Raw genomic sequence first — 14,066 nt, 5'->3', positions numbered from 1 at the left:
GCGGCCCCGCCCGGCCGGCTCAGCTGTCGAAGCCGAGGCCCAGCCTGTCCATCGTCCGCAGCCACAGGTTGCGCCGGCCGGCCTGCGCGTCCGCCCTGGCCAGCGACCACTTGGTGAGGGTGATGCCGGTCCAGGCGAACGGCTCCGGCGGGAACGGCAGCGGCTTCCGGCGCACCATCTCCAGCTCCGTGCGCTCGGTCCGCTCCCCCGCCAGCAGGTCCAGCATCACCTCGGCGCCGAAGCGGGTGGCGCCGACGCCGAGCCCGGTGTAGCCCGCCGCGTACGCCACCTTCCCGGCGTGTGCCGTGCCGAAGAACGCCGAGAAGCGGGAGCAGGTGTCGATCGCGCCGCCCCAGGCGTGGGTGAAGCGGACGCCCTCCAGTTGCGGGAAGCAGGTGAAGAAGTGCCCGGCGAGCTTGGCGTAGGTCTCCGGCCGGTCGTCGTACTCGGCGCGCACCCGGCCGCCGTACGGATAGACCGCGTCGTAGCCGCCCCACAGGATCCGGTTGTCGGCGGAGAGCCGGAAGTAGTGGAACTGGTTGGCGCTGTCCCCCAGTCCCTGCCGGTTCTTCCAGCCGACCGACGCGAGCTGCCCGTCGGTGAGCGGCTCGGTCATCAGGGCGTAGTCGTACACCGGGACGGTGTAGGAGCGGACCCGTCTGACCAGGCTGGGGAAGATGTTGGTGCCGAGCGCCACGGTGCGGGCGCGGATCGCCCCGTACGGGGTGCGGACGGCCATTCCGGCGCCGTACGGCCTCAGGGTGAGGGCGGGGGTGTTCTCGTGGACGCGCACGCCGAGGTCGAGGCAGGCCCGCTTCAGGCCCCAGGCCAGCTTGGCGGGGTGCAGCATTGCCACGCCCCTGCGGTCGAAGAGGCCGGCCTCGAAGGTCGGGGAGTCCACCTGCTCCCGCACGGCGCCGGTGTCCAGGTACTCGATGCCGTCGGCCAGGCCCCTGACCCGGATCTCCTCGTACCACTTCTCGAGTTCCCGGGCCTGGTACGGCTCGGTGGCGACGTCGATCTCGCCGGTGCGCTCGAAGTCGCAGTCGATGGAGTGGCGGGCGACCGTCTCCTCGATGGCGTCGAGATTGCGGGCGCCGAGCCGCTCCAGGGTGTGGATCTCGTCCGGCCAGCGGGCAAGTCCGTTGGGCAGGCCGTGGGTGAGGGAGGCGGCGCAGAATCCGCCGTTGCGGCCGGAGGCGGCCCAGCCCACCTCGCGGCCCTCCACCAGGACGACGTCCCGCGTGGGGTCGCGTTCCTTGGCGATCAGCGCGGTCCACAGTCCGCTGTATCCGCCGCCCACGACCAGCAGGTCGCAGGTCTCGGCGCCGGTGAGCGCCGGCTCGGGCCCGGGCCTGCCGGGGTCGTCCAGCCAGTAGGAGACCGGCCGGGCCTCGGAGAGGGATTTCGTCCAACGGCTCATGGCGCTCGGGGCCATGATTTCAACTCCCTACAGGGGACTGCGGCTGTTTTTCTATGCCTTCTGCCGGCCGCGGCGGTTGCCGACGGCCATGGAGACCAGCACCAGGAGGACGGCGACGACGAACATGGCCGTGCCGATGACGTTGATCTGTACGGGAGTTCCGCGCTGTGCGGAGCCCCAGACGAACATCGGGAAGGTGACGGTCGAACCGGCGTTGAAGTTGGTGATGATGAAGTCGTCGAAGGAGAGCGCGAAGGCGAGCAGCGCGCCCGCCGCGATGCCGGGGGCGGCGATCGGCAGGGTGACCCGGAGGAACGTCTGGACGGGACCGGCGTACAGGTCCTGCGCGGCCTGCTCCAGACGGGGGTCCATCGACATCACGCGCGCCTTCACGGCGACCACGACGAAGCTGAGGCAGAACATGATGTGGGCGATCAGGATCGTCCAGAAGCCCAGCTGGGCGCCCATGTTGAGGAACAGGGTGAGCAGCGAGGCCGCCATCACCACCTCGGGCATCGCCATCGGCAGGAAGATCAGCGAGTTCACCGCGCCGCGGGCGCGGAAGCGGTAGCGGACCAGCGCGAAGGCGATCATCGTGCCGAGCAGGGTGGCGCCGAGCGTCGCCCAGAGCGCGATCTGGAGGCTGAGGGTGAGCGAACCGCACAGTCCGGAGACGCCGCAGGGGTCCCGCCACGCCTCCGTGGAGAACTCCTGCCATTCGTAGTTGAAGCGCCCCTTGGGGTTGTTGAAGGAGAACACGGTGACGACGACGTTCGGAAGGAGCAGATATCCGAGGGTCAGCAGCCCCGCGATGACGACGAGATGGCGCTTGAGCCAGTTGACGAGGGTCATCTAGACCAGATCCTCCGTCCCGGACTTGCGGATGTAGAGGGTGACCATGACGAGGATCGCGGCCATGAGGATGAAGGAGAGCGCGGCGGCCGTCGGATAGTCGAGGATCCGCAGGAACTGCGACTGGATCACGTTGCCGGCCATGCGGGTCTCGGTGGAGCCGAGCAGGTCCGAGTTGATGTAGTCGCCGGACGCCGGGATGAAGGTCAGCAGCGTGCCGGAGACCACGCCCGGCATCGACAGCGGGAAGGTGACCCGGCGGAAGGTGGTCGACGGCTTGGCGTAGAGGTCGTTCGCCGCCTCGTGCAGCCGGGGGTCGATGCGCTCCAGCGAGGTGTAGAGCGGCAGGATCATGAACGGCAGGAAGTTGTACGTCAGACCGCACACCACCGCGAGCGGGGTGGCGAGCACCCGGTCGCCGGCGGTCCAGCCGAGCCATGCCGTGACGTCCAGGACGTGCAGGGTGTTCAGGACGTCGACCACCGGGCCGCTGTCGGCGAGGATCGTCTTCCAGGCGAGGGTGCGGATGAGGAAGCTGGTGAAGAACGGCGCGATCACCAGGATCATGATCAGGTTCCGCCAGCGTCCCGCCCGGAAGGCGATGAGGTACGCCAGCGGGTAGCCGAGCAGCAGGCACAGCACGGTCGCGGAGGCGGCGTAGAGCACCGAGCGGACGAACTGCGGCCAGTACTCGGACAGCGCGTCCCAGTAGGTGGCGAAGTGCCAGGTGACCTTGTAGCCCTCCTCCAGGGAGCCCGTCTGCACGGACGTGGAGGCCTGGTAGATCACCGGCAGCGCGAAGAACACCACCAGCCAGAGCAGGCCGGGCAGCAGCAGCCAGTACGGCGTCCAGCGGCCCCGCCTGCGGGGTGGCTCCTTCTCCGAGGCGGGCGCCAGGGGTGGCGCCTCGGTGGCCGTGGCCATCAGGCGACCTCTTCCTCGACCGTCTCGACGTCCGCGGAGTTCACTGTCCCGGCGAGCAGGGACTGGGCGGCGTCCAGGCCGAAGGTGTGCGCCGGGTTCCAGTGCAGGACGACCTCGGCGCCGGGCACCAGCCGGGCGTCGCGGTCGATGTTCTGGACGTAGACCTCGAAGTCGGTGCAGACGGGGCTGTCGACGACGAACTGCGTGGAGACGCCGATGAAGCTGGAGTCGGCGATCCGGCCGGTGATGCGGTTGCGGCCGTCGGGTATCCCGCCGGCGTCGTCGGCGTGGGTGAGGGAGATCTTCTCCGGGCGTACGCCGACCAGCACCTTGCCGCCGGTCGTCGTGGGCGCGCTGTTGCGGGCCTCGGGCAGCACCAGCTTGCCGCCGCCCGCCTTGAGGACGATCTCGCCGCCGGACCTGGTGTCGACCTCGGCCTCGATGAAGTTGGAGGTGCCGAGGAAGTTGGCGACGAAGGTGGTGCGCGGGTTCTCGTAGAGCTCGGTGGGCGGGCCGAGCTGCTCGACCCGGCCGGCGTTCATCACGGCGACCGTGTCGGCCATGGTCATGGCCTCCTCCTGGTCGTGCGTGACGTGCACGAAGGTGATGCCGACCTCGGTCTGGATGCGCTTGAGCTCCAGCTGCATCTGGCGGCGCAGCTTCAGGTCGAGGGCGCCGAGCGGTTCGTCGAGGAGGAGCACCCGGGGGTGGTTGATGAGCGCGCGGGCCACGGCGACGCGCTGCTGCTGGCCGCCGGAGAGCTGGTGCGGCTTCTTGCGCGCCTGCTCGCCGAGCTGGACCAGTTCCAGCATCTCCTCGACCTGCTTCTTCACGCTCCTGATGCCGCGCCGGCGCAGACCGAAGGCGACGTTCTCGAAGATGTCGAGGTGCGGGAAGAGGGCATAGGACTGGAAGACCGTGTTCACCGGCCGCTTGTAGGGCGGCAGCGCGGTGACGTCCTGGTCGCCGAGGTGAACGGTGCCCGCGGTGGGCTCCTCCAGGCCGGCGATCATCCGCAGGGTGGTGGTCTTGCCGCAGCCGGACGCGCCGAGCAGGGCGAAGAAGGAGCCCTGCGGGACGGTCAGGTCGAGCGGGTGCACGGCGGTGAAGGAGCCGTACGTCTTGCTGATCCCGGTGAGGCGGACGTCCCCGCCGCCGTTGCCGGCCGTGGTGGTGTCTTTGGTGGTCTTCATCTCGTCACGCCCCAGTGAGCTTCGCGAACTTCTCTTCGAATGCCGTCTCTTCCTTGGAGCTCAGGGAGCGGAAGGCACGGGACTTGGCCTGCATGGCCTTGTCGGGGAGGATCAGCGGGTTGTTCGCCGCGTCCTCGTCGATCCGCGCGAGGTGGTCCTTCACGCCGTCGACGGGACAGACGAAGTTGATGTAGGCGGCGAGTTCGGCGGCCGGCTGCGGCTCGAAGTAGTAGTCGATCAGCCGCTCGGCGTTCGTCTTGTGCCGGGCCTTGTTGGGGATCAGCATGTTGTCGCTGGACGTCATGTAGCCGCTGTCCGGGATCACGAACTCGATGTCCGGGTTGTCCGCCTTGAGCTGGACCACGTCCCCGGCCCAGGCCAGACAGGCGGCGAGGTCGCCCTTGGTGAGGTCGGCGGTGTAGTCGTTGCCGGTGAAGCGGCGGATCTGGCTCCGGTCGACGGCCTTCTGCAGGCGGGCGATCGCCGCGTCGTAGTCGTCGGCGGAGAACTTCGCCGGGTCCTTGTCCATGTCGAGGAGCGCCATGCCGACGGTGTCGCGCATCTCCGTGAGCAGACCGACGCGGCCCTTGAGCCTGGGGTTGTCCAGCAGGTCGGAGAGGGTCCTCACCTCGACGCCGTCCAGCGCCTTCTTGTTGTAGGCGAGGACGGTCGAGATGCCCTGCCAGGGGTACGAGTAGGCGCGGCCCGGGTCCCAGTCGGGGTTGCGGAACTGGGCCGAGAGGTTGGTGAACGCGTTCGGCAGGTTGGCCGGGTCCAGTTTCTGGACCCAGCCGAGGCGGATCAGCCGGGCGGCCAGCCAGTCGGTGAGGACGATGATGTCGCGGCCGGTGTCCTGGCCCGCGGCGAGCTGCGGCTTGACCTTGCCGAAGAACTCGCTGTTGTCGTTGATGTCCTCGGTGTACTTGACCTTGACGCCGGTGCGTCGCGTGAACGCGTCCAGCGTGGGGTGGTTGCGCCCGCTGTCGTCGACGTCCATGTACTCGGTCCAGTTGGAGAAGTTCACGGACTTCTCCGCCTTGGAGTGGTCCTCCGCCGAGACGCCGCCCTGGGTGTTTCCGGCCGCGGGGATGCCGCAGCCGCTCAGCGCCCCGCCGCCGCCCACCGCGAGCGCGCCGCCCGCGGAGGCGCGCAGCAGGGAACGGCGGGTCAGGGCCGCCCGCCCGCTTCGGAAGCTGCGCCGCATGGCGGCCACCTGGGCCGGGGAGAGGCGATCGGGCTCGTACTGCTCCATGCGCGTGGTGCCCTTTCGGGAGAGTGTGGCCGCGGGTCGGGCGGCCGGGCTGCTATCGGTCCCCGAAGACGGTGCGGTGCCAGTCCTTGCGGACCACCGCCGTGTTGTCGAACATGACGTGCTTGATCTGCGTGTACTCCTCGAAGGAGTACGCGGACATGTCCTTGCCGAAGCCGGACGCCCGGTAACCGCCGTGCGGCATCTCGCTGATGATCGGGATGTGGTCGTTGATCCACACACACCCCGCCTTGATCTCCCTGGTGGCCCGGCCCGTCCGGTACACGTCCCGGCTCCAGGCGGAGGCGGCGAGCCCGTACGGGGTGTCGTTGGCCAGCGCGATGCCCTCGTCGTCGGTGTCGAAGGGCAGGACGACCAGCACCGGACCGAAGATCTCCGACCGCACGACCTCGCTGTCCTGCGCCGCGTCGGCGATGAGCGTGGGGCGATAGTACGCGCCGTTCCCCAGCTCGCCCAGGGGCGCGTCACCGCCGGTCACCACGCGTGCGTAGGCACGCGCCCGGTCGACGAAGCCGGCCACCCGGTCGCGCTGGGCGTGCGAGATCAGCGGGCCGAGGTCGGTACCGGGGGCGAAGGGGTCGCCGAGCCGGACGGTCTCCATCAGGGCGGCGGTGCGCTCGACGAAGTCCTCGTAGAGGGGGCGTTGCACATAGGCGCGGGTGGCGGCCGTGCAGTCCTGCCCGGTGTTGATCAGCGCGCCCGCGACCGCGCCGTTGACGGCGGCGTCGAGGTCGGCGTCGTCGAAGACGACGAAGGGCGCCTTGCCGCCGAGTTCGAGGTGGAGGCGCTTGACGCCGGCGGTGGCGATCTCGGCGACCCGCTTGCCGACTGCGGTGGAGCCGGTGAAGGAGGTCATGGCCACGTCGGGGTGGCCGACCAGGTGCTCGCCTGCCTCCTTGCCGGTGCCGGTGACGATGTTGACGACACCGTCCGGGATTCCGGCGTCGGTGGCGGCCTGCGCGAAGAGGAGCGAGGTCAGCGGGGTGAGTTCGGCGGGCTTGAGGACGATGGTGTTGCCCGCGGCGATGGCCGGGAGGATCTTCCAGGCGGCCATCTGCAGGGGGTAGTTCCAGGGGGCGACGGAGCCGACGACGCCGATGGGTTCGCGGCGGACGTACGAGGTGTGGTCGCCGGAGTACTCGCCGGCCGACTGGCCCTGCAGGCTGCGGGCGGCGCCGGCGAAGTAGGCGATGTTGTCGATCGTGCCGGGGACGTCGAACTCACGGGTCAGCTTCAGCGGCTTGCCGCACTGCAGCAACTCCGCGCGGGCGAACTCCTCCGCGCGGTCGGCGACGACGGCGGCGAACCGGTGCAGGGCGTCCGAGCGCTCCCCGGGGGTGGCGCCGGCCCAGGCGGGGAACGCCTCCCGCGCGGCGGCCACGGCCGCGTCGACGTCGTCGGCGCCGGCGAGTTCGTAGGTGTACACCTCCGCGCCGGTGGCCGGGTCGACGACCGCGTGGGTGCGGCCCGAGGAGCCCTTGGTCACGCGTCCCGCGATGAACTGCGCGCCCTGGGCGAAGCGGTCCTGGGCGGGAAATCGTTCCGGGGTGGCGTTGCCCGGGTTGTGCATGTCGCTCTCCTCCGTGTCCCCGAGAGGGGGCGGCGTGGCTCCAGCTCGATTTGAGTGCCGATCCTGACAGAGCAATGGGACTCCAACAAGTGATTCCGTTGTTGCCTTTTGGTTACGCGACGGAATCTGTCGACCAGGTGTCGAGTAGCCACGGAAAAGGCAGGACGGAGTGTCAGTGGTGGGTGGCAGACTCGGCGTGCAGGGAGAGATCACGGGGGTGGCGGTGAGCGGGACGACGGGGACGATCGGTTCCAGGGAGGCGCTGACCGAGGCGCTGCGGGCCGGGGCGAGGGTCAGGTACCTCCACTTCTGGGGGCACCGGCCGCTGCCCGACGGCCGGGTCGGGGCGAGCTGTCTGAGCCAGTGGTGGCCGTCGCCGTTCACGGTGGACGGCGTGGAGTACGCGACCGCCGAGCACTGGATGATGGCGGCCAAGGCCAGGCTGTTCGCGGACCCGGAGGGCGAGCGGCGGGTGCTGGCCGCGGAGCATCCCGCTCAGGCGAAGAAGGCGGGGCGGCTGGTGCGGGGCTTCGACGAGGCGATATGGCGCCGGGAGCGGTTCGGCGTCGTCGTCGAGGGCAGCGTGCACAAGTTCGCGGCGCACGACGACCTGCGGGCGTTCCTGCTGGGCACCGGGGACCGCGTCCTGGTCGAGGCGAGCCCGGTGGACCGGGTGTGGGGCATCGGCCCCGCGGCGCACGACGAGGGGGCGGCGGACCCGGAGCGGTGGCGGGGGCCGAACCTGCTGGGGTTCGCGCTGATGGAGGCCCGCGCCCGGCTGCGCGCGGGCTGAGCACCGGCCGGGCGGGCGCCTTCGCGGACGGCGGAGGGCCGGTCCCGTCGGACCGGCCCTCGGAGATACGGCGGCCTGGATCAGGAGGCGGCGCCGATCCCTCCCATGACGCTGGCGAAGAGCGCGATGCCGAGCAGCGGCAGGATCACCGTGGCCACGATGCCGCAGACGAGGCCGGCGGTCGCCGCGCCCTTGTTGGTGGCCTCGCCGCGGGTCGCCTTCCCGCGGCCGATGGCGCCGAAGATGATCGCCAGGATGCCCAGGACCACGCCGAAGAACCACAGGAAGAACGTGAGGCTGCAGACCACGCCGATGATGCCCAGGACCAGACCGGTGGTGCCCATTCCGTTGCTCGGCTGCACGGGCATCGCGTAGCCGGGCGACGGGGGGTAGGGCGCGGGGGGCATGCCCTGCGGCGCGGGGCCCCCGGGGTACCCGTAGGACGGGCCGGACTGCGGGTAGCCGTAGCCGGGACCCCCCGGCTGCTGCGGGGGCTGGGACGGCGGCCCGAATCCACCGGGTGCGGGATTGGTGCCGGACATGAAAACGCTCTCCCCTCCGTTTACTGACCCGGCAATCATAGTGATCCCGTCCGCCCCTCAGGACGCCTTCGGGAAGGTCAGCGCAGGGCGGGAGCGGTGGCCACCGGGCGGTGGGCGCCGTAGGAGCCCTCGTCCTCCCAGTCGTCCGGGACGCTGTTGATGGCGGCGGTGACGCCGATCGCTATCAGGACGATCACGGCGACGCCCAGGACGAGGCCGATGATGCCCATGATCAGGCCCGCCTGGGCCTGTCCGTGGTTGTCGGCCAGGCCCTGCTCGGCCTTCTGCCGGCCCTTGATGCCGAAGACGATCGCGAGGATGCCGAGGACGACGGAGACCACGCCGTAGAGGCAGAACAGGCAGCAGGCCAGAATGCCGAGCACCATGGCCGCGACGCCCATGCCGTTCTGCCGCTGCATCGGCATGCCGGGCCAGCCGTAGCCGCCCGTCGGGTAGCCGGGGTAGCCGTAGCCGCCGGGGGCACCGGGGCCGGTGGGCGCGACGGGCGGCGGGGGCACCGCGGAGCCCATGGCGTCGAACGGCCCGGGGCCGCCCGGTGCGGTGCCGCCCGGCGGAGTACCTCCGGCGGGCGGGGCGAAACCGGCGCCCGGCATCGAGGTGACGGTGGGCTGGTCGTGCACGGACGGTCTCCCCGTGCCGGAGGCGGCGCCCTTGTCCAGCGAGGTCCTGCGCTCCGGGGCCGCCCAGGGGTCGTCCGCGCTCGCGCTGTCCCCGCCCGGCTGCGTCGCGTCCGTCATCTGGCAGTCCCCCCTGGCCTCGATCGTCCGGTCATGCTACGGGTCCGCCGCACCGGCCGGGCCCTCGACCCCCGCCCACCGCCTACGATGACCCCGAGTCACCGATCAGCCGATCACCCGCGCCCCGCCGCCCGTGCGGCCCGGGGCGCCGTTCCGGGGAGGAACCCTTGACCGACCATCTCGTCGAGCCGCGCGTCTCACGCGATCTGCGGGCGTTCATCGCCGGACTGCCCAAGGCCGAGCTGCACGTGCACCACGTCGGGTCCGCCTCCCCCCGCATCGTCTCGGAGCTGGCCGCGCGCCACCCCGACTCCAAGGTGCCCACCGACCCCGAGGCCCTGGCCGACTACTTCACCTTCACGGACTTCGCCCACTTCATCGAGGTGTACCTGTCCGTCGTCGACCTCATCCGCACCCCCGAGGACGTCCGGCTGCTCACCTACGAGGTGGCGCGCGAACTGGCCCGCCAGCAGGTGCGGTACGCCGAGCTGACCATCACCCCGTTCTCCTCCACCCGGCGCGGCATCGACGAGGGCGCCTTCATGGCCGCGATCGAGGACGCCCGCAAGGCGGCGGAGGCCGAGTTCGGCACCGTGCTGCGCTGGTGCTTCGACATCCCCGGCGAGGCCGGGCTGGAGTCCGCCGAGGAGACCGCGCGGCTCGCCACCGACGACCGGCTGCGCCCGGAGGGGCTGGTCTCCTTCGGTCTCGGCGGACCGGAGATCGGCGTCCCGCGCCCGCAGTTCAAGCCGTTCTTCGACCGCGCGATCGCCGCCGGGCTGCACTCCGTGCCGCACGCCGGCGAGACCACCGGCCCGCAGACGGTCTGGGACGCGCTGAACGAACTGGGCGCCGAGCGCATCGGGCACGGCACCAGCTCCGCCCGCGACCCGGAACTGCTCCGGCACCTGGCCGAGCGGCGCATCCCGCTGGAGGTGTGCCCCACCTCCAACATCGCCACCCGCGCGGTCGCCACGCTCGACGAGCACCCGATGAAGCGGTTCGTGGAGGCCGGCGTCCTGGTGACCGTCAACTCCGACGACCCGCCGATGTTCGGCACCGACCTCAACAACGAGTACGCGGTCGCCGCCCGGCTGCTGGACCTCGACGAGCGGGGGCTGGCCGACCTGGCGAGGAACGCGGTCGAGGCCTCGTTCCTGGACCCGGCGGGCAAGGCGCGGCTGGTGTCCGAGATCGACGCCCACACCGCGTCCTGGCTCGCCTCCTGACCACCCCGAAGGGCCGCCATGCAGAACGTGACCGCCGTGGCGCACCGCGGCGACCCGTACCGCGTCCGTGAGAACACGCTCGCCTCGCTGCGCTCCGCCCTCCGGCGCGGCGCGGACGCGGTCGAGATCGACGTACGCCTCACCCGGGACGGCGTCCCGGTGCTGCTGCACGACGCCACGCTGAAGCGGCTCTGGGAGCACGACCGTCCGCTGGCGGCGCTGTCCTGGGAGGAGGTGCGCGGGGTCACCGACGGCGGCGTGCCCTCGCTCTCCGACGCGCTGGCGGCGACGGAGGGCAGCCGGGTGATGATCGACCTGCCCGGCGGCCCGGACGTCCGCGCGGTGCGCCGGGTGGTGGACGCGGTACGCGGACAGGGTGCCCAGGAGCGGGTCCACTACTGCGCGGGCGCGCAGGCGATGCTGGCCGTGCGCGCGGCGGACCCGGCCGCGGAGATCGCCCTCACCTGGACGTCTCTGGCCCCGCCGAGGGCCGGCCTGCTGGAGGCGGTCCGCCCGCGCTGGCTCAACTACCGCTTCGGCCTGGTGGACCGGGACCTCGCCGACCGCGTCCACCGCGGCGGCCACCTGCTCTCCGTCTGGACCCCGGACACCCGCCGCTCGCTGCGCCGTCTGCTGGCCCTGGGCGCCGACTCCATCACCACCAACCGCGTCGACCTCCTGCACGCGCTGCGCGCCACGAGCCGGGAGCCCTGAGGGCGGCCGCCCCTCAGACAGCCGGTGCCGGGACCGGGTTCGGCGTGAGCGCCTCCAGCCTCTTGATCTTCTTCCGTACGGCGTACAGCGGGATGACGCCGAACACCCCGAACGCCATGTCGATGACGCTCCACCAGAAGGGGATGCCGCGGAGCGGGCCGCAGACGAGGGCGAGCGGGATGATGCCGGCGCAGGCGATCATGCCGAACTCGACGACCCAGACGTTGCGGACCGGGTCGCGGTAGGGGCCGTAGAAGGCGACCGCGATCACGAGGTGGGCGAAGGCGAGCCAGTCGGTGCCGTAGAGGAGGAACGGGTACTCGGCGTCGGCGCTGTCGAGTCCCTGGCGGACCCGCACGATCCAGTCCATGAGGCCGGGGAGGTGCTCCGGCGCCGACAGGGACCGGAGCAGGTCCTCGGTCCAGCGCAGTTCGTGCACCAGAGGGAAGGCCGTGGCGCCGCTGAGCACCAGGCACACGACGAAGAACACCAGCCAGGCGCGGATGCCCTTGAGCAGGGCGGCTCTGTCGCTCATGGCAGCAGCGTACGCCTCGTATTGAACATGTTCAAAAATGGGTTCCGGTCCGGGAACACGTCGGCCCCGGACGGTGGTCCACCGTCCGGGGCCGACGCCTTGGCACTCAGCCGTCGAGCGACGTCATCACGTGCTTGATCCGCGTGTAGTCGTCGAAGCCGTACGCCGAGAGGTCCTTGCCGTAGCCGGACTTCTTGAAGCCGCCGTGCGGCATCTCCGCGACCAGCGGGATGTGCGTGTTGATCCACACACAGCCGAAGTCGAGCTTCTTGGACATGCGCATCGCGCGGGAGTGGTCCTTGGTCCACACCGACGAGGCCAGGGCGTACTCGACGCCGTTGGCGTACTCGACGGCCTGGTCCTCGTCCGTGAAGGACTGGACGGTGATGACCGGGCCGAAGACCTCCTTCTGGACGATCTCGTCGTCCTGGTTGAGGCCCGAGACGACGGTCGGGGCGTAGAAGAAGCCCTTCTCGCCGACGCGCTTGCCGCCCGCCACCACGCGCGCGTGGGCCGGCAGCCGCTCGATGAAGCCCTCGACCTGCTTGAGCTGGTTGGGGTTGTTCAGCGGGCCGAAGAGCACGTCCTCGTCGTCCGGCATGCCGGTCCTGGTGCCGGCGGCGGCCTCGGCGAGCGCGGAGACGAACTCGTCGTGGATGGACTCGTGCACGAGGACCCGCGTGGCGGCCGTGCAGTCCTGGCCGGCGTTGAAGAAGCCCGCGACGGAGATGTCCTCCACGGCCTTGGCGATGTCGGTGTCCTCGAAGACCACGACCGGGGCCTTGCCGCCCAGTTCCAGGTGGACCCGCTTGAGGTCCTTGGACGCGGACTCGGCGACCGACATGCCGGCGCGCACCGAACCGGTGATGGACGCCATCGCCGGGGTCGGGTGCTCGACCATCAGGCGGCCGGTGTCGCGGTCGCCGCAGATGACGTTGAAGACGCCCTTGGGGAGCACCGAGCCGAGGATCTCGGCGAGCAGCACCGTGGAGGCGGGGGTGGTGTCCGAGGGCTTCAGGACGACCGTGTTGCCCGCGGCGATCGCCGGGGCGAACTTCCACACGGCCATCATCATCGGGTAGTTCCACGGCGCGACCTGCGCGCAGACGCCGACCGGCTCACGGCGCACGATGGAGGTCAGGCCCTCCATGTACTCGCCGGCCGACCGGCCCTCCAGCATCCGCGCCGCACCTGCGAAGAAGCGGATCTGGTCCACCATCGGCGGGATCTCCTCGGTGCGGGTCAGCCCGATGGGCTTGCCCGTGTTCTCCACCTCGGCGGCGATGAGTTCCTCGGCCCGCTCCTCGAAGGCGTCCGCGATCTTCAGCAGGGCCTTCTGCCGCTCGGCCGGGGTGGTGTCGCGCCAGCCGGGGAACGCCTCGGCGGCGGCCGCCATCGCGGCGTCCACATCCGCCTGTCCGGACAGCGGAGCGGTCGCGTACGCCTCGCCCGTCGCGGGGTTGACCACCTCGGTGGTCCGGCCGTCGGCGGCGTCCCGGAACTCACCGCCGATGTAGTTGCGCAGACGACGCAGCTCGGTGCTCACTGCAGGCCCTCCTGGTGTTCCTTGTGGGTGTCCGAGGTGTGGGGTGTCGAAGTGTCCAGCCTCTGAGACACCCACCCTAGACCGACGGCTGACGTTTTCAACACCCCCGCCCGCCCCGACCCTGCGAAATCCGCAAGCAGAGGTGCCGCAGACAACGAATTTCATCGATCGAGCCTTGCAAAACTGTCGATACGTCGTGCAGAGTGGCCCCGTGGCCAGTCGAAGCGCAGACCCCAGGGACTCCCGCGAGTCCAAGAACGGCGGCGGTCCCCATCCGGACGCCGTCTCCCTCGCCATCATCGAGCAGCTCCAGGAGGACGGCCGCCGGCCGTACGCGGCCATCGGCAAGGCCGTGGGCCTGTCGGAGGCGGCCGTGCGCCAGCGGGTGCAGAAGCTGCTCGACCAGGGCGTGATGCAGATCGTCGCCGTCACGGACCCGCTCACCGTGGGGTTCCGCCGGCAGGCGATGGTCGGGGTCAACGTCGAGGGCGACGTGGAGTCCGTGGCCGACGCGCTGGCCGCCATGGACGAGTGCGAGTACGTGGTGATGACGGCGGGGTCCTTCGACCTCATGGTCGAGATCGTCTGCGAGGACGACGACCACCTCCTGGAGGTCATCAACGGACGCATCCGGGCCGTCCCCGGGGTGCGCTCCACCGAGAGTTTCGTCTACCTCAGGCTCAAGAAGCAGACCTACATGTGGGGAACCCGATAACC

14 protein-coding genes are annotated in these 14,066 nt (G+C 70.7%); 4 read left to right on the top strand and 10 right to left on the bottom strand.

Annotation, left to right across the window (positions count from 1 at the left end; all coding sequences use genetic code 11):
* Positions 1 to 19: 19 nt before the first annotated feature.
* The 6 genes from CNQ36_RS28500 to CNQ36_RS28475 are packed head-to-tail and all read right to left on the bottom strand — an operon-like array spanning position 20 to position 7,232.
* Positions 20 to 1,438, bottom strand: coding sequence for an NAD(P)/FAD-dependent oxidoreductase (locus CNQ36_RS28500; protein ID WP_121548078.1), 1,419 nt, complete (start codon positions 1,436 to 1,438; stop codon positions 20 to 22).
* A 36-nt stretch (positions 1,439 to 1,474) separates the two neighbouring features.
* Positions 1,475 to 2,275 (bottom strand): ABC transporter permease, encoded by an 801-nt coding sequence (locus CNQ36_RS28495; RefSeq protein WP_121548077.1) that lies wholly within the window; start codon positions 2,273 to 2,275, stop codon positions 1,475 to 1,477.
* Positions 2,276 to 3,199, bottom strand: a complete 924-nt coding sequence (locus CNQ36_RS28490) for an ABC transporter permease (protein ID WP_121548076.1) — start codon at positions 3,197 to 3,199, stop codon at positions 2,276 to 2,278.
* Entirely contained in the window at positions 3,199 to 4,392 is a 1,194-nt protein-coding gene (locus CNQ36_RS28485; RefSeq protein WP_121548075.1) for an ABC transporter ATP-binding protein, read from the bottom strand. Before CNQ36_RS28485 ends, CNQ36_RS28490 begins: the two co-directional genes overlap by 1 nt.
* Before the next feature lie 4 nt (positions 4,393 to 4,396).
* Complete coding sequence (locus tag CNQ36_RS28480) at positions 4,397 to 5,644, bottom strand: polyamine ABC transporter substrate-binding protein (RefSeq protein WP_004924797.1); 1,248 nt, start codon at positions 5,642 to 5,644, stop codon at positions 4,397 to 4,399.
* A gap of 52 nt (positions 5,645 to 5,696) precedes the next feature.
* Positions 5,697 to 7,232 (bottom strand): gamma-aminobutyraldehyde dehydrogenase, encoded by a 1,536-nt coding sequence (locus CNQ36_RS28475; protein WP_121548074.1) that lies wholly within the window; start codon positions 7,230 to 7,232, stop codon positions 5,697 to 5,699.
* Positions 7,233 to 7,428: 196 nt separating this feature from the next.
* On the opposite strand from CNQ36_RS28475, the gene CNQ36_RS28470 reads away from it, so the two are divergent.
* A complete protein-coding gene (locus tag CNQ36_RS28470; RefSeq protein ID WP_121548626.1) occupies positions 7,429 to 8,025 on the top strand; it encodes an NADAR family protein in 597 nt (198 codons plus the stop codon).
* A gap of 80 nt (positions 8,026 to 8,105) precedes the next feature.
* Here CNQ36_RS28470 and CNQ36_RS28465 read toward each other — a convergent pair whose 3' ends face one another.
* Positions 8,106 to 8,567: a DUF4190 domain-containing protein gene (locus CNQ36_RS28465; RefSeq protein ID WP_004924801.1), complete on the bottom strand. Its 462-nt coding sequence runs from the start codon at positions 8,565 to 8,567 to the stop codon at positions 8,106 to 8,108.
* A gap of 77 nt (positions 8,568 to 8,644) precedes the next feature.
* Positions 8,645 to 9,325, bottom strand: coding sequence for a DUF4190 domain-containing protein (locus CNQ36_RS28460; RefSeq protein WP_121548073.1), 681 nt, complete (start codon positions 9,323 to 9,325; stop codon positions 8,645 to 8,647).
* 167 nt (positions 9,326 to 9,492) lie between these two features.
* Here CNQ36_RS28460 and CNQ36_RS28455 point away from each other — a divergent pair, with 167 nt between their 5' ends.
* Both CNQ36_RS28455 and CNQ36_RS28450 read left to right on the top strand, forming a co-directional pair.
* Complete coding sequence (locus tag CNQ36_RS28455; protein WP_121548072.1) at positions 9,493 to 10,554, top strand: adenosine deaminase; 1,062 nt, start codon at positions 9,493 to 9,495, stop codon at positions 10,552 to 10,554.
* Between the two features lie 18 nt (positions 10,555 to 10,572).
* Positions 10,573 to 11,268, top strand: coding sequence for a glycerophosphodiester phosphodiesterase (locus CNQ36_RS28450; RefSeq protein ID WP_121548071.1), 696 nt, complete (start codon positions 10,573 to 10,575; stop codon positions 11,266 to 11,268).
* Positions 11,269 to 11,281: 13 nt separating this feature from the next.
* Here the strand turns inward: CNQ36_RS28450 and CNQ36_RS28445 are convergent, their stop codons facing one another.
* Positions 11,282 to 11,803: a hypothetical protein gene (locus tag CNQ36_RS28445; protein WP_004924806.1), complete on the bottom strand. Its 522-nt coding sequence runs from the start codon at positions 11,801 to 11,803 to the stop codon at positions 11,282 to 11,284.
* Positions 11,804 to 11,909: 106 nt separating this feature from the next.
* Positions 11,910 to 13,349 carry a gamma-aminobutyraldehyde dehydrogenase gene (locus CNQ36_RS28440; protein ID WP_121548070.1) on the bottom strand — a complete coding sequence of 480 codons (1,440 nt, stop codon included), beginning with the start codon at positions 13,347 to 13,349 and terminating at the stop codon, positions 11,910 to 11,912.
* Positions 13,350 to 13,545: 196 nt separating this feature from the next.
* Here CNQ36_RS28440 and CNQ36_RS28435 point away from each other — a divergent pair, with 196 nt between their 5' ends.
* Complete coding sequence (locus CNQ36_RS28435) at positions 13,546 to 14,064, top strand: Lrp/AsnC family transcriptional regulator (RefSeq protein ID WP_004924809.1); 519 nt, start codon at positions 13,546 to 13,548, stop codon at positions 14,062 to 14,064.
* Positions 14,065 to 14,066 lie beyond the last annotated feature (2 nt).

The sequence above is a fragment of the Streptomyces fungicidicus genome (genome assembly GCF_003665435.1).
Lineage (GTDB): Bacteria > Actinomycetota > Actinomycetes > Streptomycetales > Streptomycetaceae > Streptomyces > Streptomyces fungicidicus.
This window is presented reverse-complemented; position numbering and strand designations above follow the sequence as displayed.